This window comes from Sphingomonas sp. AOB5 (assembly GCF_029433115.1).
Classification (GTDB): domain Bacteria; phylum Pseudomonadota; class Alphaproteobacteria; order Sphingomonadales; family Sphingomonadaceae; genus Sphingomonas.
Window position 1 is genome coordinate 32,523 of record NZ_JARNTV010000026.1, and the last position, 21,553, is coordinate 54,075.

Sequence of the window (21,553 nt, forward strand, 5' to 3'; positions counted from 1 at the left end):
ATCATGAACGCGCTTCCGAATCCCTTGTGTGGGTCGAGATGTAATTGCTCTCGAGATTGTGCAGATGGACCCACTCGCCGGGACGCACGTCCGCGGTCGCCGATCCGATCGACATGCCGTATTTGACCACCTCGCCGCCCGACGGGATGAACCGCCGGGCGATCTTGTGGCCGAGCGGGACGTCCGACTGGGCGATGGCGGTGTCGCCATCCATCGCCAGTGCCTCGCCGGCGGCGATATTGCGGCGACAGATCGCTACATTATCGCCGGGCGAGAGGACGATCACCGGCCGGTCGTCGCTCATCGGCGCGGCTTGCCCTTGCGGATCAGGCCCTTGAGCTCCTTGAGCACTGCGTACGACTTCTCGCCGATGGTGCCGTCCTGGAAGATACCGACGCCGATCGTCACCGGCGCGCGGTCGCGCTGGCACAGGCGGATATATTCGGCGAGCTGCGGCGCCGGGTAGAGCGGCGGCTCCATCTCGGCATTGTCGGTGACGTGGAACCAAGGCGCGTCGAGCTTGATCGCCGAATGCGCCTGCATCCCCGCTGCCGGACCGTCCTTCAGGTAACGCGAGCCGAACGGCTTGGCGGGCAGATCGGTGATCTCGCCGCACCAGTAATCCTGGCACTCGACCTCGTTGGGGAAGGCCCAGCCGTTGAACGAGGACATGCAGTCCTTGTTGCCGCTCTTGATCGCGCGATCGATCGCCTCGTTGGGCAGGTTGGGATAGCTCTCCATCGTCTGGAACCAGCTGTCGAGCCACCAGCCCTTCACCTTGGTGCCGTAGCGCGCGCCGAATTCGTTGAAGACCTCGATCAGCTGCGCGGCATATTCGGCTTCGCTGAAGGTGGGGGTGTCGATCGCGCGCTGGTGCTGCTGGATCAGCTTACCCGTGCCCGGGCAGTTCTGGTACAGCATCAGCTCGATCCGGTATTTGGCCAGCTCGTCGGCCAGCTCCATGATCAGGTCGCGCTTGGTGGTGGTGCCGGGGTGCAGCCGCTCCCATGACTTGATCGGCGCGGGGCAGGTCGGGTTGCCGTGATTGACCGTCCAGATCAGGTACCGCGCGCCGCAATCGTCGACCATCTTCGCGATCTTCTTCACGTCGAGCGCGTTGACGGCTTCCTCATAGGGCTTGCGCGGACCGCTGCGCGGCGTGGTGAGATCGAGGAAGTGGAACCACATGCCGTAGCCGGCATCGGCGAACCAGTCGGTGTTGGCGCGATTGGCGCGCTGGCGCTGGGTTTCGGCTTCGATCTCGGCGAGCTTGGCCACCGGGGTCAGCTCGACCGAGCGCAGGCGGAACACTTCCTTGCCCTTGGGCGCGGTCACCGTCAGCTTCACGACATTGACGCCGCGGACCAGATCGACCTCGCCTTCCACCGGCTTGCGCTCGAACAGATAATATTCGCGCATCCGCCAGAAGCCGTCGCTGTCCGGATCGCCCGGATTGTCGACCGGGCCTTCCGGGTGCGGGATGAAATAGCCCTTGGTGACGGGTGCCGCGAACTGCAGGTCCTGCTTGCCGTTCACGGTGATGGTGACCGGCTGGCCTTCCTTCACCGTCGAATAGCAGAGCGCGATGCGATAGCGGCCCGGCTCGGTGACGTTGACGCTCCAGATGATCTCGCCGGTACCCATGAAGGGGAGCATCATCTCCAGCTCGCCGACGCCGAACCGGATGTCGCCGCTGCGGAACACCGACTTTTCAGGGTAGAGGCGGAGGACCGGGTTGAGCTTGTCGATCCCCGCGGCACTGGGCTTCAGCGCCGGGCCATTACCCGGTGCCGGTACAGGCGCCGATCCGCGTGCGCTCGCCGGGAGCGCGGGCAGGCTGGAAGCCGCCGCAAGGGCGGCACCGCCGCGCAGAAAGTCCTTACGTGTCAGTTTCATCGCCGATCCCTTTTCACTGATACTTTTGTCATTGCGCCCAGCCGCCCTGGGCCATGATCCCGCCATCGACGGTCACGCATTCGCCGGTCATGAAGGACGCCCCGTCGCTGGCGAGGAAGGCGACTACGCGCGCCAGTTCCTCGGGCCGGCCGAAGCGTTTCATGGGGTAGGCGTTGCGCAGCCGCGGAATATAGGTCTTGTCCGCGATCCCTTCTTCGACCTGCTTCATCAGCGGCGTGTCGAACGTGCCGGGCGCGATCGAGAGGACGCGGATATTCTGTTCGGCATATTCCAGCGCAAGCTGGCGGGTGAGCGACAGGATCGCACCCTTCGACGCGGCATAGGCCGACGCACCCTTTTGCGACTGGATGCCCTGCACGCTGCCGGTGTTGAGGATGACGCCGCCGCCCCTGGCCAGCATCTGCGGCACGCAACGCTTCACCATCCAGAAATAGGATTTCAGGTTGATGGTGAGGATCGCGTCCCACAACGCATCGTCCAGTTCGTGCGCGGGCACATAGCTGGTCGGCGGCTGGATACCGACATTGTTACACAGCACGTCGACGCCGCCGAGTTCGGCTGCCTTCGCCGCCAGCAGGTCGCAGGTCGCGGTCTCGCCCATGCTGCCCGCAACGAAGTGGATCTTGCCCGGCAGTTGCTGCGCTTCGGCGATCAGTTCGGCACCCGCTTCGGGCGACAGATCGTTGACCACGACCTGCGCACCCAGCCGGGCGAATTCGAGCGAGAAGGCCTTGCCGAGGCCGCCCGCGCCGCCGGTGACGATCACGGTCTTTCCGGTGAAGTCGGGGCTCATGCGCCGGTCCTCCCCGCCTTGCCGCTCCACAGCGACAGGATCTCCTCCAGCGCCATGCCCTTGGTCTCGGGCAATTTGGTCAGCACCACGACGAACTGGATGACGAGGAACAGTGCGAACACCAGGAACATCGCCGACACGCCGAACAGATCACGCACCACCGGGAAGGCCTGGTTGATGACGATATCGGTGATCCACACCGCCACCGTCGCCACGCCCATCGCCCGGGCACGCACGCTGGTCGGGAAGATTTCCGAGATCACGATCCATTTGATCGGGCCGAGCGAGAAGGCGAAGAAGGCCACGAACATGCACAGCAGCGCGATGATCACCGCGCCATCGGTGACGCCCGCCGCGAAGCAGATGCCTGTCGCGGTCAGCGCGATCGCGGCGCCGGCGCATCCCGCCAGCAGCACCGCGCGGCGGCCGAAGCGATCGACCACGAACAGCGACAGCACGGTGAAGCTCGCCAGCACGATGCCGATCACCGCATGGCCGCCCAGCGACGCGCCGCCGGTGATGCCGGCCCGCTCGAGGATGGTCGGGCCGTAATACATCACCACGGTGATGCCGCTTAGTTCGGAGAAGACCGCGAGGAACACGCCGAGGAACAGCGGCTTGCGCAGCGGCCCGCGCCACCATGCGCCGACCGCGACTTCCTCGTTCTTCATCGACTGTTCGATCTGGCGCAGTTCGGCCGAGGCGACTTCGGTGCTGCCGCGCAGCCGCGCGAGCACGCCCAGCGCCTTTTCGGTCTTGCCCTTCAGCGCCAGCCAGCGCGGGCTGTCCGGGACCAGCAGCGCAAGGCCGAAGAACAGCAAGGACGGCACCAGCTGGGTCAGGAACATGCCGCGCCAGGCCTCGCCGACCAGCAGCCAGTGCCACACACCCGTGCCGTTCACCGCATCGGCGGCGAGGGCGAAGTTGAGCAGCTCGGCATTGACGAGCATCGCCGTCACGATGCCGATGCAGATCGTCAGCTGGAACAGCGAGACGAGGCGGCCGCGCACGTCGGGCGGGGCCACTTCGGAGATGTAGAGCGGCGACACGATCGACGCGACGCCGACGCCCAGACCGCCGACGATGCGGCCCACAATCACCCAGTCCGCGGTCGGCGCCAGCGCGCAGATCACTGCGCACAGGCCCAGCAGCACGCCGCCGATCAGCATCACATTCTTGCGGCCCAGGCTGTCGCACAGCCGTCCCGCGATCAGCACGCCAGCGGCGCATCCGAACAGGCCGGAGGTGACGAACCAGCCCTCCATCACCGCGCCGAATCCGAACTGTGCCTTCACCAGCGACAGCGCACCGGCGATGACCACCGTCTCGTAGCCGAACAGGAACCCGCCAAGCGCGGAGACCAGGCTGACGAGCGTGACGTAGAACAGATTGCCGCTGCCCGCGGCGATCCCGGTGGGGCCGTCATCGGCTGCCGGATCGATCACATGATGCATGGGACGCCCTCAATTCCTCTTGTCGCTCCCCGGTTGGCCGCCGGCAGGATTGCCGGCGGCACGGGGGAGCCGTTCATCCCGCTTGCGCGGGACCGTGCCTCAGAAGGTGGCACGGGCGCCGATGGTGAAGCGTCGGCCGCTCAGTTCATAGAGGCGCGTGATGCCGTAGCGGTTGGTCTGGCGCAGGGCGGATTCGGTGGCGTTGATCAGCCACGCGTTCACGCTGAAATTCTGCGTGATGCGATAGTTCGCCGCGAAATCGAGCTGGCCATAGCCTTCGGTGAAGATGCCGTCGCCGAAGTAGCTCAGCGGATCCTGAACCCAGCGGCTGCGGTAATTATAGCCGGCATGCAGGCTGAAGGTGCCGTCGTCATAATAGGCGCCGACATTATAGGTGTCCTTCGAGATGCCGGTCAGCGGCACCGCGGGCGAACCCTGGTTCAGCACGACATTGCCGTACCAGATATGCGTCCAGTTGGCGCGCACCCCCAGCTTGCCCAGCGGCCCGGGCAGGAAGCTCAACGACTGCTGATAGCCGACTTCGAGACCCTTGATCGTCGTCGTCTCGGCATTGACCGGCTGCGCCACCGAGAGGAGCATCGGCAACACCGTGCTGCTGCCGTTCAGCGTCACGTTGACGGTCTGGTCGGAATAGTTGGTGAGGACCAGGTTCTGCACGCGCTTCACGAACACCGCGGCGCCGACCATGTTCTGCCGCCCGAAATACCATTCCAGCGACACGTCCGCCTGATCCGACAGATAGGGCTTCAGGTCCGGATTGCCGCGGTTCAGCGTGCCGCGCCACGTGCCCGAGGGCGGCGGACCCGACGAAGCGTTCGGGCTGCTGGCCGCGGCCAGCAGGTTCATGTCCGGACGCTGCATCACCCGCGCCAGCGCGATGCGGACCAGGAAGTCGTTGCCGATCTGGTAGCGCGCATTCAGCGAAGGCAGCGCATAGGTGTAGACGTTACGCTGTGCCTGCACCGCCGCGTCGCTGTAGCTCAGCGAGTTGCCGCCGCCGAACAGGCCATAGATCAGCGTCGCGCCCGGCGAAGGCACATAGCCCGCCGACAATTGCTCGGTGCGGACGATGCGGACACCGGCGTTGATCTTGAGCAGATCGTTGCTCGACGCGAAGTCGGCGCGGACATAGCCGGCCTGCGACTTTTCCTGCACCCGCGTCGTGGTGGTCAGCGACTGGATCGGGGGATTGATCGTCGCCAGCTTGTCGAGCGGGAAGTCCGCGAACAGTGCCGGAAGATCGACCGTCAGGAAGGTGCGCGGGAAATCCGAACCGCCGTCATAGGACGCGAAGAAGTTCGGATTGCGCCGGACATAGAGATAGCCGCTCATGTCTGTCGGCAAGCCTGCCGCCGAGTTGCTGATATAGTTGGGCGTGGTCGCCAGGATGCGATCCTGGATGTTGATGCCCGCGCGAATGCCGCGCAGGAAGCCGCCATCGAAGGTGCGCGCGACGTCGACCTTGCCGTTCCAGATCTCGTCGGTCGTCGGCTGGCGGTAATTCCCCTGCACGCCGAAGAAATAATAGTTGTTCTTATCGGCCGGGTTGAAGCCGTTGTAAAAGCCGAAGCTGGCCGGACCGCCGGGATCGGTGGTGGTGTCGTAGTAAAGACTGGCGCCCGGCGAACGCGTTGCCCACGATACGAATGCCTGGGTGGTCCGCTCGATCGCGTGACCATAGGAAAGTTCGCCGCTCACCTTCCACTTGCCGAGATCGAGCGCGCCCGAAAAGGCGGTCGAATACATGTCCTGCACGAACTCGTAGCGGTTGGCCTGAACCCAGGCGAAGACGTTGGTGCCGCGCCACGCGACTTCCACGCCATTGCCGTCGACCGTGGTCGTATCCGTCGGCGACGGCCCCAGCGCGCCGGCGCCGGTATACCAGTTATTGCCCTGGTACATGTCGAACTTCTGGCCGAAGTGCGAATAGATGCCGTCGAGCCGAAGCTCGAGATTGTCGGTCGGCTTGAACTGGATCGTACCCGCGGCGCTGCGGCGCTTGTTGCTGCCGATCATGTCGTTCTGATGCAGGCCGAAGATGCGGTAGCGCGTGCCCGGACCGGCATAGGTGCCGTCGGCCACGACGCCGTCGGTGCTGTAGGTCTGGCTGTTGAACTTGCGATCGTTGATGTCGACCGCAACGCTGATCCCCAGCCGCCCGTCGAAGAACGTGTCGCTGTACAGCGCCGAGATGTGCGGATCGATGCCGCCTTCGAGCTGCTGGTCGTAATTGCCCTCGACGCTGAGCGCGAACTTGCGGCCCACGGTCAGCGGGCTGATCGTCTGCATGTTGACCGTCGCGGCAAGGCCGCTCTCGATCAGATCGGCGGTCGGCGACTTGTACACGTCCACGCGGCTGGCGAAGTTGGCGGTCAGCACCTGGAAGTCGAACGCACGCGTACCCGAAGCCGAGGGCAGCTGGCGGCCGTTATAGAGCGTGTTGGTGAATTTCGGATCGAGGCCGCGGACGGAAAGGAACTGGCCTTCGCCAAGCGTGCGGGTGATCTGCACGCCGGTGACGCGCTGGAGCGACTCCGCGACATTCTGTTCGGGATATTTGCCGATATCCTCGGCGGCGATGCCATCGCTGACGACGTCGGCGTTGCGCTTGTTCTGAAGCGCGCGTTCGAGGCTGGCGGCATAGCCGGTGACGACGATCTCCTGACCGTCCTGCGCTTCCGCGCTTTCGTCCTTGCTGGTCTGCGCCGCGGCCTGGGGCGCCCAAAGCGCAACCATCGCAATCGCCGAACAAGCGGCCGTACCGGCCAGCATCCTGCGCATCCGCTTCGCCATGTTCATGTCTCGCATATCCCCTCCACATTCCGGCTCTTCGTGGCCGCGGTGCATTCGTGCCACCTGTGAGACGCAGTGTCAATTATGAAATCATTGCGAATGCGCGCATGACGGCGCTCTCATAAAATCACGATATTATAATGTGATAGATCGGTCACCGAACGGGCATCAGGCGCGACATCTTTGCAATTCGCGCAATCGAATCGCGTGTCGCGCGCCGTTTTGACATGATTCATCGCGCCATCCCGGCATTGCCGGCGGCGCGAAACGGGCAACGGGAAACGCGAAATCCGGCGGCTCAGTTCGCCGCTGCGGGCCTCAGATGGCGGGCCAACCAGTGCAGGCTGTCGCGGCGCATGCGCACCGCGATATCGGCCGCGGGATCGACGTCGAAGGCGTGGAAACCGCCGGGATAGACATGCAGCTCGGTCGCGACGCCCGCGCGGATCAGGCGCGCGGCATAGGCGATATCCTCGTCGACGAAGAGATCGATCGAACCGGTCGCGACGAACGCGGGCGGAAGGCCCCCAAGCTGCTCCGCGCGCGCGGCCGCGGCATAGGGCGATACACCGTCCGATCCCGGCTCGCCCCCCAGATAGCTGCGCCAGCCGAAGCAGTTGCTGCCATGGTTCCACACCAGTCTGCCCGCATGAGGGTGCGGATCGGCGGTGCAGGTGCGATCGTCGAGCATCGGATAGATGAGTTGCTGGAATGCCGGCGTCACTTCGCCCCGGTCGCGCGCCAGCAACGCCAGCGCCGCCGCCAGCCCGCCGCCCGCACTCTCGCCGCGCAGGCCGATGCGGCGTGCGTCGACGCCGAGCTTTTCGGCATTGGCGAACAGCCAGAGCAGGCCGGCATAGCAATCCTCAAGCGGACCGGGGAACACCGTCTCGGGCGCCAGCCGGTACTCGACCGACACGATCGCGCAGTCGAGCCGCTCGACCATCGCACGATGGATCGGTTCGAGCGATCCGGCGGTGCCCGCGACATAGCCGCCGCCATGGATGTGATAAATGCAGGGCAGCAACTCGCCAGCACGCCCAGCCGGGCGGTAATGGACCAGGGCGACGTCGGGCGCGCCATCGCGGCCGGGCACCACCGCCTCACCGCGCTCGACCCGTTCGGGATTGACGATCTCGCCGAGCGGCAAGCGGCCGGGCTGACGCAACAGCGGCAGGGTCGTCTCGTCGAGCGTGAGCTGCGGCCACAGGTCGAGCAGCGGGAGCAGCTCCGGGTCCACCTGATCGCGTGGGTCGCTCATACGGGATACCTCTCGTTCCAGCTCGTCACTTCGACGCTGTCCGGCGATACCGCACCGCCGCCGGTGCGGATCACGATGATCGTGCGCCGCTCGCCGCCGGCCAGATCGAAATGATTGTCGTCGAAGCGCAGGTCAGCCTCGTCCGAACGCAGCCGCACGGCAAGCGCATAGCGATCGGCGGTGATGGTCAGGCGGAGTTCGCCATCCACCTGCTCGCCGGTCACGCGAAGCCCGGGATCGGTGAGGGCCAGCGCCTTGATCGGCGCCAGCAGCAGCCGGTTGTCCGGGAACAGCCCGTCCGGGCTGCGCACCGTCAGGACATGATCGGGCGTATCGATCACGGTCCCGCGCCAGATGCACGCGCTGGCATTGGCCGCGACATCGGCCGATACGGTCTTGCGCCACGCCGCGCCGCCGTCGAGTCGCACGAGCGCCACCACCACCTCGCCATGGACCGGCGTCAGCCCGTCGTTGGTGATCCACAGCTCGGCCGCATCGCCATCGCGCCGGAACGAGGCCATCACCGGGGCGAAGGCCCGCATGGTCGAATAGAAGCTGGCCTTTGCCACGCCATCATAGTCGATCAGGCTCCAGCTCACACAGGGCCAGCAATCATTATGTTGCCAGATCAACGCGCCCGAGCAATGCGGCTTGCGGCGGCGATAATGTTCGATGCCGAACTTCAGTCCCTCGGCCTGAGCCATCATGGTGAAGTCGACAAACTGCTCCAGCGTGGCGGGCGCGCCGGTGACGGGCGCCATCATCGCGCTGGCCTTGTCGGCCACATCCTTGATGCGTTCGAGGAAGCCCTCGCTGCCCAGCACCATGTCTTCCGGCGCCATCCAGCGCCGCAGCGTGCCGATATCCGGCGCGCCCTGCAGCCCGAACTCGCTGACGAAGCGCGCCATGTCCTCGGCATAGCGGGTGAAGGCGACGCCTTCGGGCGCAGTCTCGTAGGCACCGACCGGATCGGCATCGGGGACCAGCGGGATGCCGTGCCACACCGTCCAGTTGTGCACATCGCCGCCGCGCATGCTGTTAGGCGTCGGCCCGCCCCAGGGGCTGCTCGGCCAGTAAGGCGTCACCGGATCGAGCTGCCCGAGTATCGCGGGGATCAGCTCGTCATAGAAGCTCAGGCCGGCCAGCGGGGTCTGCACGCCCTTCACATAATCGTCGAAGAACTGGATCGCCTGATTCTCGTTATTGCCGCACCAAAGCGCAAGGCAGGCGCGGTGCCGCAGCCGCGCGACCTGCTCGGCCACTTCGGCCCGGACATTCTCGACAAAGGCCGGGTCGTTGTCGGGATAGGGCGCGCAGGCGAACATGAAGTCCTGCCACACCAGCAGGCCCAGCCGGTCGCACTCGTCATAGAAGAGATCGGGTTCGTAGATGCCGCCGCCCCACACGCGGATCATGTTCATGTTGGCTTCGACCGCGCGCGCCAGCAGGTCGCGATAGGCCGTATCGGGGATCGCGCCGACGAACGAACTGGCCGGGACCCAGCAGCTTCCCTTGGCGAAGATCGGCACGCCGTTCAGGACGAAGCGGAAGAAGGTCGTGCCCGGTTCGTCCGGATCGGGCGACTGATCGATGGCGATGGTGCGGATGCCCACGCGGGTGCGATGCTCCGGCGCGCCTTCGATCCGCGCGACCAGCGTGTAGAGCGGCTGCCCGCCCAGATCGGCGGTCCACCACAGCTTTGCGTCGGGCACGGTCATCGCGACACCGCCCGAGCCATGGCGTGTTGCGCTGGCGACCGTCACGCCGTCGGGATCGATCAGTTCGAAAACCACCTCGGCCGATCCCGACAATTCGGCTTCGGCAGTCACCTGCGCCGTGCCGTCGTCGATCGAGAGCGTCGAGAAGTTGACGCTGCGCACCACCGCGCTGCGCCGCCGCTCGACATGCACCGGCTGCCAGATGCCGATCGTCGGCAGATCGGGACCCCAGTCCCAGCCCCAGCCGAACTGCGCCTTGCGCATCAATGTGCGGCGCGAGCGGCTGATCCGGTCGGTGAAGCTGCTCCACGCCGGAAGCGGCGCGCCCGCGACCATCGCCGCGGTCGGATGGAAGCAGATCGCCAGCGCATGCGCGCCCGGCGCCACATCGCTCAGATCGAACCGCCAGCTGCGGAACATGTTGCCGGCCTGCCCCAGCAGCGCGCCGTCGAGATAGATGTCGGCAAAGGTATCGAGTCCGTCGAAGACCAGCGTGAGCTTCTCGCCCGGCTGTGACGGGGCAAGCTCGAGCGTCGAATGCCACCACCATTCGCGGTCGCGCACCCAGGCCGCCGCCGCTTCGTTGCGGCCCCGATAGGGATCTTCCAGCCGCCCGGCCGCGATCAGCGCACGATAGGTGTCGCCCGGCGCTTCGGCAGGGATCCAGCCTTCGCCTTCACCCAGCGCAGCGCCAGCCGCCAGCCCTTCGCCGGGCACGAAATCCCTGATCCGCCATGCGGCGGCAATGCTGTCCATCATTCTCGGTCCTGGCTGAAATGAAACTCGTATCGCCCGGACCGAGGGGAACCCTCAGCCCTTGGCCGCGGCCCGCGCCTCCGCACGATCGCGGCAAATGCCTTCGAAGCCGAAGGCCAGGAAGCGCGCCATCCGCGCCTTGACCGCCGGAAAATCCTCCGACTTGCACAGGCCGTGCGACAGCTCGTCGATGCGGCCGGTGCGGGCCAGCGTCATGACCAGCGATCCGGTCACGAAATGATAGCCCCAAAAGATATCCTCTTCCGGGCAATCGGGGAGCGCCTGCTTGAGCAGCCCGATCAGCTTGAGCACCACCGCGTCGAAATGATCGTCGAACAGCTTGGCGCCCCATTTCGGCGCCATCGCAACCTGCGCGCCGAGCGCCGCGAAATTGCGCCAGCCCTCACCGCCCTGAATGTAGAGATCGAGATCGGTGTCGAGAAAGGCGCGCAGTGCACCCTCCACCGTAGGCTTGCCGCGGCATTCCCCAGCATAGCGATCGAGCGCGGCCATGCGCAGATCGGCGGTGACCGCGGCGCGGCGGGCGAACACCGCGTCGAACATCGCCTTCTTGTCCTCGAAATAATAATGGAGGAGCGAGGTGTGGACGCCCGCCTGCTGCGCGACGTCCTTCAGCGTGACGCCGTACAGGCCACGCTGCGAGAAGAGCAGTTCGGCGGCGTCGAGAATCTGCTCGAGAGACTCGGCGCGCTGCTGCGCCTTGGTCCGCCGCTTGGGCTTGGCTTCGGTCATTGTCGCTCCATCGATCGGACGCACCCGGTCAGCAATGGCTGCCGACAAAGTAAGTCCCGCATGATCCATGGCTTTTGTCGATCTTCATAACGGATGCCAATAACTATGCTGCGGACCGGCCCGCGCCGGCCCGCAGCCAAGGGGATCAGAAGCTGCGACTGACACGCACGCCATATTGGCGCGGCGCACCGGCGAGACGGCGGGCGCCGTTGATCGCACCGACATAATGTTCGTTGGTCAGGTTGGTCGAATAGCCCGCAATCGACCAGTCGCCCGTGGTCAGCGTGAGCTGGGCGTTGAGGATGTTGCGATCCTCGATCCGGTCGCCGCGCGCCGCATCCTGGAACAGCGTGCCCCACACCGCGCCGATATGGGCAAAGTCGAGGCGCGGGGTCAGCGTCGCGTTGTCGCCCAGCCGGATCGCATATTGCACGCCGCCGCTGAAGGTGAACTTCGGCGCATAATTCTGCTCACGGCCGGTCAGGTTGATGCAGCGCGCCGTGACCGGACCTGCGGTCGGGTTGCAGGCCGCGGGCGGCGTGCCCGCACGCGGATCGATGGCGTAGAAGGTCGCCAGTTCGGAATTCGACACCGACATCGACATGTCGAACGAGAAGCCGTCGAAATTGCCCTGTGCCGAAGCCTCGAGGCCGTACAGCTTGGTTTCGCCCGGCACATTGTACAGCGACGAGAGACCCGGCGAGCGCGGATCGATGATGTTGACCTGGAAATTCTTGAACAGGTTGTAATAGCCGCCCAGCTGCGTGCGCAGGCGACCGTTCATGAAGGTGCCTTTCCAGCCCAGCTCGAAATCGGTCACGTCCTCGGGCGCGAACGCCAGCGGCGCAAGGCCCGCGAGGTTCGGGCCGTTGAGACCGCCCGCCTTGGTGCCGGTGGCGACGAAGGCATAGAGGAAGTTGTTCGCGTCGACGGTCCAGTTCACCGCGACCTTGCCGTTGAACTTCTTGTTGACGGTCTTGTCGACCTGGACGAGCTGCGCGACCGGCGCGGCGATGCCGGTGAAATAGGCCCGGGCGACGGCGTCGTTGGCCGAGCTGCTGCGCGACCAGCGGCCGCCCAGCGTCACCTGCAGACTGTCGGTCAGCTTGTAGCCGACCTGGCCGAACGCGGCGAGCGCGGTCTTGGGATTGGTGCCGACGATCTCGATGTCGAACTGGGTGAAGGTGTTCGGCGTCAGGTCGGAATAATAGCCGCCATTGGGCGGGATGAAGATCTTGTCGCTCTGATAATAGCCGCCGATCACCCAGGTGAAGCGGCCGGTGTCCGGCGAGACGATGTTGAATTCCTGCGACCAGATCTCTTCGCTGATATTGTCGCGGAATTCGTTCGCGGGCACGGCTGCGGTGCCGGTCGCGGCAGTGCCGTCGCCGTCATAGTTGATCTGCGTGGTGCCGCGCTGGAAGCCGCTGATCGAGCGGAACACGATGCCGCTGTCGGTCGTGTAGGCCATGTTGAGCACGACGCGGCCGAACTCGTCGCGGCCGTTCAGATAGGCGTTGTTCGCAACGACCAGCGGATCGCTGGTGTTGGGGATCGGCGCGGCGGCAGTGCCGATATTGGAGGCACTGGCGGGCAGGCCACCATATTCGATATTGTTGTAATCGCCCTTCAGCAGCACCCGGAAATTGGCGCTGGGTTCCCAGAGCAGGCTGGCGCGGCCGCTATAATCGCGGCGGTCGCCGGGGTTGCCCGTCCAGGCGCCGGTGACGGTGTAGAACGTGTCGCGATGCTCGACATTGCCTGCGACGCGCAGCGCCAGCGTGCTGCTGATCGGCAGGTTGATCGCGCCCTGCACCTTGATGTCGTTGTAATTGCCATACTGCGCCATGACGTAGCCGTTGACGCTGTTCACATCGGGGTTCTTCTGGGTGATGAAGATCGCACCGCCGGTGGCGTTGCCGCCCGCGAACGTGCCCTGCGGACCGCGCAGCACTTCGACGCTGGCAATGTCGTAATAGGGCTCGGACTGGAAATAGCCGGGCAGCGTGGCGACACCGTCGCGATAGGTGACGACGCCTACCCCAATGGCACTCGTCTGCTCGGTCTTGCCGATGCCGCGGATGTTGAACGCATTGCCCTGACCGGTGGTGTTGACGGTCAGCGACGGCGTGGCGAACTGGAGCTGCTCGACGCCGTTGACGCTCTTGCGGACCAGATCCTCGCCGGTGAGGACGGTCGCGGCGACGCCGGTGCGCTGCAGGCTGGTCGAGCGGCGCTCGGCAGTGACGACGATCTCGTCATTGGTGGCGCCATCGTCAGACTGGACGGTCGCGGCAGGTGTGGGGTCGGTGGTCTGCGCCTGTGCGGACGCGACGCTCATCAGGGCAACGGCCGAGACGGTGAGCAAGCAGAATGCCTTCATTGATCCTCTCCGAACTGGAGGCACTCTTTGGGTGCCTTCACGCTTCAAACATACCGATTCCAAAATCGGCGTCAATATTCATTGATTAGTAAATCAAGATTATGCCGCGACCGCGTCGGGATCCGCACCGAACCGCGCCCGCAATGCCTGCTTGTCGACCTTGCCGGTCGCGGCGAGCGGCATCGGATCGACGCGCAGGATCGCGTCGGGCATCCACCAGCGCGGGACGGCGCCATCCAGTGCGGCGCGGATCGCGGCGTCGGAAACGCTCGCGCCCTTTTCCGATTCGACCACCACCACCGGGCGCTCGCTCCATTTGGGATGCGCGCGGCCGATCACGGCGACCAGCGACACGCCCGGCAACCCGCCGACGATCGCTTCGATCTCGCCGGGATTGATCCATTCGCCGCCCGACTTGATCAGGTCCTTGGCGCGTCCGGTGATTGCCAGATTGCCCTCGGCATCGATCACCGCGAGATCGCCGGTGTCGAACCAGCCGCCGTCATGCGTGACCGATTCATCCTGCCCCAGATAGCGATCGATCGTGCTCGATCCGCGCACCTGCAGATGGCCCTCGACCCCGCGCTGCTCGCCCAGCACCCGGCCCTCGGCATCGATCAGGCGCAGGTCGACGCCAACCGGCGGACGCCCCGCGGTGCTGGCCCGGCCGGGCGACCCCGACGGCGTCACCGTCCCGAGCGGTGAAAGCTCGGTCATGCCCCAGCTCGTCTGGACGCAAACGCCCAGCCGCGACTCGATCCGGTCGATCAATGCCTGCGGCACGCCCGATCCGCCGAGCAGCACGCGCTGCAACGAAGGCAGGGTTTCGCCGGTCGCTTCGAGATGCTCGATCAGCCCGAGCCACACCGTCGGCACGCCGACCGCCAGCGTCACGCCTTCGCTGCGGATCAGTTCGGCCAGGCTGGCGCCGTCATTGTGGCGGCAGGGGAACACAAGCCGCGCGCCAGCCGCGGGCGCCGCGAACGGCAGGCCCCAGCCGTTTGCGTGGAACATCGGCACCGCGGCCAGGATCGTGTCGCGGGCGTTGATGCCCATCACGTCGCTCTGCAGCAGATTGAGCGTGACGAGGTAATTGCAGCGATGGCTGTACGGCACGCCCTTCGGCGCACCGGTGGTGCCCGACGTGAAGCAGAGTCCGGCCTCGAGCGACTCGGAGAAGCCGCCCCATTCGGCCGGCGCGCCGAGCTCCGCGAGCAGCCGCGCCTGCGTCCATACGGGCACCGTGCATGCGGGCAGCGGCCAGGCGTCGCCGCCCGGCTCGTCGAGCACCAGCACCGATTCGAGTTTCGGGCATAACGGTACCAGCGCTTCGGCGACCGCCGCCTGATCAGCGCTGATCGCGAGCAGTCGATCGCCCGCCTGACGGATCATGTCGGCGATCTGGGCGATGCCCAGCCGGGGGTTGAGCGTGTGGCTGCTGACCCCGATCCCGAAGGCGGCGTACCAGATTTCCATATGGCCCTGGCTGTTCCACGCCAGCGTCGCGATGCGATCGCCCCGCGCCATGCCAAGCGCGAGCAGCGCGCCGGACAGGTGGTTGCTGCGATCGCGCATCGCGGCGAAATCGATTCGCGTCGGCACCGTGCCCGCACCGCCGCCGGTGATCACCTCGCCCCGCGGATGCCATTTGCCGGCATGATCGATGAGCTTGTCGAGCGTCAGTTCATAGGGCTGCAAAGGGCCCGGTGCGGTCATCGCACCCGCCCGTTCGTCCTGCATTTTCCCCGGCTGCGGCTGCCCCTCGGCCATGGCCACACTCTCCTGATTACGCGGATTTTCGTTGTCGGCTGGATGGCATCGGCTCCGTCGCGCTGTCAATCTTGATTTATTTTCTAGTGAATTTGTTGCGACCGGTTTATGCACGGCACCGAAGCGCCGGACACATGGCGCCACTGGGAGAGCGTGCGTGGGAGATCGACGATCGCGCCGGAATGCGTGGCCGCTGGCCATGGCCGTGCTGGCGATGCCGGCCCTGTCCGGCTGCGACCATGGCGATTCGCAGGGCAATGCGGTGATCGTCGTTCCGGCCGATAATGCCGTCGTGCAGGCGGCGCCTTCTGCGCCCGCCGCCAACCTATCCACCGACCATATCGAGCGCCTGCCCGACTCGGCCTCCGCGCCGGAACCGGCCAGCGCGGCGCCACCGGCCCAAATGCAGACGCGCAAGGATTTCACCGATCCGCCACTGCCGGCCGAACTCAATCAGGACGGGGGCCTCAAGCCCCTGCCGCCGCGGCCCGCGCGCCGCACCGATCCGGGGGGATCAGAAAACGGAGAGGAGAAACCGCAATGAAGGCCAGTCTTAGGCGTTTCTGCCAGCGCATCGAGCTGCTGTTGCTCGCGGCGCTGGGCGTGGGGCTGACCGCCGCGCCTGCCGCCGCGGCACCCTGCGTCACCAATTGCCTGACGCCCGGCGACTATTCGATCACCACGCTGCACGGCGGGCTGATCCGCAACTATCTGGTGCATGTGCCGGCCAGCTATACCGGCGGCACCGCAGTGCCGCTGCTGCTCGACTATCACGGCTTCAGCAAGGACGCGTCCAACGAGCGCCGCTATTCGGGGCAGCTGGCCGAGTCCGACCGGCGCGGGTTCATCGCGGTATGGCCCAACGGTTTCGGCCTCGCGTGGAACGCCTATGGCTGCTGCTTCCTGGCCGACACTTTGTTCATCAACGATGTCAGCTTCTCGCGCGCGATCATCGCCGCGATGAAGGGCCGCGCGAATATCGACGAGACCCGCGTGTTCGTCACCGGCATCTCCAATGGCGGCGGCATGGCACAGCGCATGGCGTGCGAAGCGGCGGACGTGGTCCGCGCATCGGTCTCGGTCTCCTATCCGCTGAACCGCGCAAGCTGCAGCCCGGCGCGGCCGATCACCATCGCCGAGATTGCGGGCACTGCCGACGGCACCATTTCCTATTACGGCAACCCGCCGCCCTTGCCCTTCCTGCCCGGCACCATCGCCGGCGTGCCGTTGGGCATCCAGGGTGCGCGCGAGAGCTTTGCCGCATGGAAGCTGATCAACAGCTGCAGCGACGATCTCTTCCGCGAGCAGCTGCCGGACGGCACCCGCTATGCCGGATCGCGGCGCGAGGAATATCGCAGCTGCGCCGCCGGGGTCCGCGTGTCGCTGGTGACGATCGCGAATGGCGAGCATGTGCTCTACAATGGCTATGACGAGTTCGGCAGCGATCCGGACAAGGCCCCGATCGACGCCGCGCCTTATATCTGGGACAATTTCTTCAACCTCTAGACGCGTGCCACCGGGCGGCACGCGCCGTCCGGTGGCCTTCAGACCAAAGGACCGATCGTGCTCCAAACCACCGAAGCCGGTACTCCGCCAGCGCCCGCAACGGCCTTCCGCCCGACCAAATGGAGCGTGATCTGGCTGCTGACGCTGACCATCTTCTCGGCGCTGACCGTGGGCGGGCTGGCCGCGCCTTTGCTCGAATCGATCAAGGCGGATCTCAAACTGTCCGACTGGGATCTCGGCCTGCTCGCGGGCATGGCGACGCTGATCCCGACCGCTGTCCTGTCGATCCCGATTGCGTGGATGGTCGATCACAGCACGCGCACGCGCCTGCTGATCGTCCTTGCCTCATGCTGGGCCGTCGGCACCATCGGGACCGCGTTCGCGACCGATTTCACCACCTTCTTCCTCGCACGGCTGATCGCCGGCATCGGCGGCGGCTGCGCCTTCCCGGTGCTGGTCTCGATCCTGGCAGATGTCTGCATGCCCGAACGGCGCGGGCGCAGCATGCTGCTGGTGTCGATCGGCGCCTGGGGCGGCGTCGCGGCGGCGTTCGCGATCGGCGGCACGCTGTTCGGCTATCTCTCGAAGAATCCGGGGTCCGGGCTGCTCGGCATGACCGCGTGGCGCGAAGTCCATCTGCTCGTCGGCATCGGCGCGGCTTTGCTCGTCCTGCCGCTGTTCATGCTCAAGGAACCACCGCGCTACGAAGTCGAGCGTGCCAGCGTGTCGATCCGCGACGCGATGCAGGCGCTGTGGCTTCGCAAGGGCTTTCTCGGCCCGCTGATGTTCGCACAGCTTACCGGTGGCCTCGCCGAGGGTGCGGCGGCGATCTGGATGGGCGCGGTGCTGGTCCGCCAATATGGCCAGTCGCCCGGCGATTTCGGCGCATGGGTCGGCCTCGTCATCCTCGGTTCGGGCATTGTCGGATCGATCATCGGCGGCTTCGCGGCGGATGCGGGCACCAAGCTCAAGATGCGCGGCGGCATCCTGCTGCCCGCGCTGATCGCCACCGCGCTGACCATTCCGGCGGGTGCCTTTTCGATCATGCCGACGGTGACCGGTTTCGCCTGGGTGCTGTTCGCGCTGCTGACCGGCGGCACGATCATCAACCTGGTGTGCTCCGCATCGATCGCCGTGCTGATCCCGAACGAGGAGCGCGCAATCACGCTGGCGGGCATGAAGATCGTCAACACCTTCGTGGTGGCGGGCGTGGCGCCGCCGCTGATCGGCTGGATTGCCAGCTACAATAGCGGCCCGCGCGGGCTGGGCGAAGCGATCGCGGTGCTGGGCGTTGTGACCGGCTTCATCTCGCTGATCGGCTTCTGGTTCGCGATGCGTGGCGCGCCGGAGCCGGTCGCGCGCGATCCGGACGCGAAGATGATCCCGGCGATGGGTTAAAAGGGGGACGCGGGCCGTGCGTAAAGCGCGGCCCGCGAACCGCTCAGGCGCGGCCGTACATCGTCACGACGCAGGCGCCGCCAAGGCCCAGATTATGCTGCAGGGCGAAGCGTACGCCTTCCACCTGCCGCGCATCGGCATTGCCGCGCAGCTGCTGGGTCAGCTCATAGCATTGCGCCAGACCTGTGGCGCCGAGCGGATGCCCCTTGGACAGCAGCCCGCCCGAGGGATTGGTGACATGGGTGCCGCCATAGGTGTTGCCGCCGCTGCGGATATAGGCTTCCGCGCCGCCTTCCGGACACAGGCCGAGCGCCTCGTAGCTGATCAGCTCGTTCGCGGTGAAACAGTCGTGCAGCTCGATCGCGCGGATGTCGCCGGGGCCCACGCCCGCCTGGTCATAGACCATCCGCGCCGCCTCGCGCGTCATCTCGTATCCGACGACGCTCATCATCGAACTGCCTTCGAAGGTGGAGGCATAGTCGGTGGTCATCGCCTGACCGACGATCTCCACTCCGGCGTTAAGCCCATGTTTCGCGGCAAAGGCCGGCGAAACCAGCACCGCCGCGGCCGCGCCGCAGGTCGGCGGACAGGCCTGGAAGCGGGTGAGCGGGCCGTAGAGATGCTTCGATTCCATCACCTCGTCGAGCGTGATCGGCGCGCGGAGCAAGGCGAAGGGATTGTTCGCCGCATGCGCCCGTGCCTTGACCGAGATCATCCCGAATACTTCGTCCGGGGTGCCGTAACGCGACTGGTAATCCAGCCCCGCCCCGCCGAATTGCTGCGCGACCAAGGGCGAGGTGTCGTCCTGCCCCAATATCGCTTCCTGCCGCGTCAGATGATGGTCGAGCGTACGCTTGCGATCGTTGAACACCGCGCCCAGCGCGCCGGGCAGCATCTGTTCGAAGCCGAAGGCCAGCGCGCAATCGATCGCCCCGCTCTCGATCGCCTGCCGCGCGAGATACAGCGCGGTGGATCCGGTCGAGCAGTTGTTGTTGACGTTGACGATGGGAATGCCGGTGCATCCCACGCGGTACAGCGCCGACTGGCCCGCCGTGCTGTCGGCATAGACATAGCCGGCATAGGCCTGCTGGATCAGCTCATACCCCACGCCCGCATCGGCCAGCGCGAGGCGGATCGCCTTTTCGGCCATCACGTCCCAATCCTCGCTCTGCCCCGGCTTGGCGAAGGGGATCATGCCCACCCCGGCGATGCGGACGCGCGCCATCATTCGCCTCCCTGTCCGCGGTCGACGCCGTCGATGAAATCGAGAAAGGCGGTGGTCGATCCCGCATTGTTGGCGACAAGGTAATTATGCCCCGCGCCCTTGAACTCGACATATTTGCTGTGCGGCAGCAGCGCGTGCAGCTCCCGGCCCTTCTCGACCGGCACGGCGGTGTCCTCATCGCCATGCAGCACCAGCACCGGCATGGTGATGGTCGCCACCGCGCGTTCGCGGGTGGTGGCGTAGGCGGCGATCGCCTTGGCCTGCTCGCGCACGCCCTTCATGGTGAAACGGTCCTGCCCCAGTATCTTGATATCGTGCAGCGCCGCGTCGCGGGGGGCGTTGGTGCCGTAATTCTCGGGCTTGGTCCGCTTGAACATCGCGCGCACCAGCCAGCGCGGCAGATTGTAGATCAGCTTCTGCGCACCGGCGAAAGCGATGCCCTCGGTCTTGAGCATGGTGCAGCCGAGCGTCACCGAAAGCGTCCGTTCCGGATAGCGCATCGCGAATTCCGCTGCGATGCCGCCGCCCATCGACACGCCATAGACATGCGCCTTGTCCACGCCCGCCGCGTCGAGCACCGCCAGCGCATCGGCGGTGAGTTGCTCGACGGTGACGCCGCTGGTCGTATCGCTCTCGCCGGTGCCGCGATTGTCGAACCAGATGGCGCGGTGCGTCTTGGTCAGTTCGGGCAGCAGCGGGTACCACATCTTGCTGCTGTAGAGATGGCCCATGATCAGTAGGACCGGCGGCCCCTCGCCCTGCGAGTCCCAATGGATTTTCGCGCCACTGCTCTGGACGAACGGCATAGACTGACCTCTCCTGCGCGGCGCTTTTTGCCGCCATGCCGGAGGCACATCATGATCGGTGCACCCTGTCAATATTAATTGATTAATAAATAAAGATCAGACGGTATCCGGCGGTGCGACTGCGCGCTTTACAAAGCATGCCCGCCACCGAATGATCCCCGCATGTCCCTCCGCGACCTCCACCGCGAACTCGCCGAACGCGGCTTCCGCCATCTGTGGTGGGCAGAGGGCAGCGCCACACTTTCGATGCTCGATCTGGAGATACGGCGCGACGGATCCACATGGTCGGTCGCAGATACCGAACGCGGCGAGGTGATCGAGGATCACGGAAGCTGGGCCGACGAGAGCGACGCGTGCCGCGCCTATCTGGCGCTGGTCGATACGCGATACTGGCACCTCACCGATCTGCCGGATGCGGCGGCCGCCGACGCATTGCAGCGCGCTCTGGAAGGCGCCGGAATCGCATCGCAGCGGAACGACCGGCCGGACGATGCCCGGCCCGGCAACTATATCCCGCGCCTGTTCGTCCCGGGCGACCGCTATCGCGAGGCGCGGCGGCTGGCAGGGCTGGGCTGACCGCTCAGATATTCTCGCACAGGATCGGTTCGCGCTTGAAGCCGTCCTGGAAATAGCCGGAATCGTAGCGGCCATTGGCATAGCGCTGATAATAGTCGAGCGCGACGACGAAGCATTTCCCGTCGGGCGCGCGCACGCCGAAATTGGTGCCGATCTGGCGATACTCGATCTGGTTGGTGACCTCGTGCCGCTTCACATACCAGTCGCGGCTGTAGAGCGCCTGGCGGATAAGCGTGTGGCCGGGGAAGAATTTGGGGAACTGGTCGCGAAACATCCGGTCCCATTCCGGATTGACGGTCACCGCCGCGGGCATGCGGTTCGCCGCGACCTTCGCCTGCGGATCGTAGTTGCGCTGCGCCCGCACGCGCTCGCGCGCCGCCGCCCGCGGATCGTTGGATGGCGCCGGCTGGGCCAGCGCAGGTT

At 65.8% G+C, this 21,553-nt stretch carries 17 protein-coding genes; 4 read left to right on the plus strand and 13 right to left on the minus strand.

Going from position 1 to position 21,553, the window contains the following annotated elements:
- Window position 1: 1 nt before the first annotated feature.
- The 10 genes from P1X14_RS12690 to P1X14_RS12735 all read right to left on the minus strand — a co-directional run bounded on the left by P1X14_RS12690 (window position 2) and on the right by P1X14_RS12735 (window position 15,619).
- A complete protein-coding gene (locus P1X14_RS12690; RefSeq protein ID WP_277315742.1) occupies window positions 2–304 on the minus strand; it encodes a UxaA family hydrolase in 303 nt (100 codons plus the stop codon).
- Window positions 301–1,896 carry an alpha-L-fucosidase gene (locus P1X14_RS12695; protein WP_277315743.1) on the minus strand — a complete coding sequence of 532 codons (1,596 nt, stop codon included), beginning with the start codon at window positions 1,894–1,896 and terminating at the stop codon, window positions 301–303. The genes P1X14_RS12690 and P1X14_RS12695 overlap by 4 nt, the downstream gene beginning before the upstream one ends.
- 28 nt (window positions 1,897–1,924) lie before the next feature.
- Window positions 1,925–2,710, minus strand: a complete 786-nt coding sequence (locus P1X14_RS12700) for an SDR family oxidoreductase (protein ID WP_277315744.1) — start codon at window positions 2,708–2,710, stop codon at window positions 1,925–1,927.
- Window positions 2,707–4,164: a sugar porter family MFS transporter gene (locus P1X14_RS12705; RefSeq protein ID WP_277315745.1), complete on the minus strand. Its 1,458-nt coding sequence runs from the start codon at window positions 4,162–4,164 to the stop codon at window positions 2,707–2,709. The genes P1X14_RS12700 and P1X14_RS12705 overlap by 4 nt, the downstream gene beginning before the upstream one ends.
- Before the next feature lie 99 nt (window positions 4,165–4,263).
- On the minus strand, window positions 4,264–6,993 hold the full coding sequence (locus tag P1X14_RS12710) for a TonB-dependent receptor (protein WP_277315746.1): 2,730 nt from the start codon (window positions 6,991–6,993) through the stop codon (window positions 4,264–4,266).
- A 283-nt stretch (window positions 6,994–7,276) separates the two neighbouring features.
- Window positions 7,277–8,239, minus strand: a complete 963-nt coding sequence (locus tag P1X14_RS12715; protein ID WP_277315747.1) for an alpha/beta hydrolase — start codon at window positions 8,237–8,239, stop codon at window positions 7,277–7,279.
- Window positions 8,236–10,713 carry a glycoside hydrolase family 2 protein gene (locus tag P1X14_RS12720; RefSeq protein WP_277315748.1) on the minus strand — a complete coding sequence of 826 codons (2,478 nt, stop codon included), beginning with the start codon at window positions 10,711–10,713 and terminating at the stop codon, window positions 8,236–8,238. The genes P1X14_RS12715 and P1X14_RS12720 overlap by 4 nt, the downstream gene beginning before the upstream one ends.
- 54 nt (window positions 10,714–10,767) lie before the next feature.
- The gene (locus P1X14_RS12725) at window positions 10,768–11,466 is read right to left on the minus strand and encodes a TetR/AcrR family transcriptional regulator (protein WP_277315749.1); all 699 of its coding nucleotides are present in this window, start codon (window positions 11,464–11,466) and stop codon (window positions 10,768–10,770) included.
- Window positions 11,467–11,611: 145 nt separating this feature from the next.
- Window positions 11,612–13,849, minus strand: a complete 2,238-nt coding sequence (locus P1X14_RS12730; protein WP_277315751.1) for a TonB-dependent receptor — start codon at window positions 13,847–13,849, stop codon at window positions 11,612–11,614.
- Window positions 13,850–13,948: 99 nt separating this feature from the next.
- Complete coding sequence (locus P1X14_RS12735) at window positions 13,949–15,619, minus strand: AMP-binding protein (RefSeq protein WP_277315752.1); 1,671 nt, start codon at window positions 15,617–15,619, stop codon at window positions 13,949–13,951.
- A 199-nt stretch (window positions 15,620–15,818) separates the two neighbouring features.
- Here P1X14_RS12735 and P1X14_RS12740 point away from each other — a divergent pair, with 199 nt between their 5' ends.
- From P1X14_RS12740 to P1X14_RS12750, 3 genes are read left to right on the plus strand one after another with little or no spacing between them, the layout of a single operon-like run.
- Window positions 15,819–16,163 carry a hypothetical protein gene (locus P1X14_RS12740; protein WP_277315753.1) on the plus strand — a complete coding sequence of 115 codons (345 nt, stop codon included), beginning with the start codon at window positions 15,819–15,821 and terminating at the stop codon, window positions 16,161–16,163.
- On the plus strand, window positions 16,160–17,125 hold the full coding sequence (locus P1X14_RS12745; RefSeq protein ID WP_277315754.1) for a hypothetical protein: 966 nt from the start codon (window positions 16,160–16,162) through the stop codon (window positions 17,123–17,125). The genes P1X14_RS12740 and P1X14_RS12745 overlap by 4 nt, the downstream gene beginning before the upstream one ends.
- 57 nt (window positions 17,126–17,182) lie before the next feature.
- On the plus strand, window positions 17,183–18,523 hold the full coding sequence (locus tag P1X14_RS12750; protein WP_277315755.1) for an MFS transporter: 1,341 nt from the start codon (window positions 17,183–17,185) through the stop codon (window positions 18,521–18,523).
- Between the two features lie 43 nt (window positions 18,524–18,566).
- On the opposite strand, the gene P1X14_RS12755 is transcribed toward P1X14_RS12750, so the two are convergent.
- Both P1X14_RS12755 and P1X14_RS12760 read right to left on the minus strand, forming a co-directional pair.
- Entirely contained in the window at window positions 18,567–19,748 is a 1,182-nt protein-coding gene (locus P1X14_RS12755) for a lipid-transfer protein (protein WP_277315756.1), read from the minus strand.
- Window positions 19,748–20,554, minus strand: coding sequence for an alpha/beta hydrolase (locus P1X14_RS12760; RefSeq protein WP_277315757.1), 807 nt, complete (start codon window positions 20,552–20,554; stop codon window positions 19,748–19,750). Before P1X14_RS12760 ends, P1X14_RS12755 begins: the two co-directional genes overlap by 1 nt.
- 162 nt (window positions 20,555–20,716) lie before the next feature.
- Here P1X14_RS12760 and P1X14_RS12765 point away from each other — a divergent pair, with 162 nt between their 5' ends.
- Window positions 20,717–21,130, plus strand: a complete 414-nt coding sequence (locus P1X14_RS12765; RefSeq protein WP_277315758.1) for a hypothetical protein — start codon at window positions 20,717–20,719, stop codon at window positions 21,128–21,130.
- Between the two features lie 4 nt (window positions 21,131–21,134).
- On the opposite strand, the gene P1X14_RS12770 is transcribed toward P1X14_RS12765, so the two are convergent.
- Window positions 21,135–21,553: hypothetical protein (locus P1X14_RS12770; protein WP_277315759.1), on the minus strand; the 419-nt coding region annotated here is incomplete at its 5' end.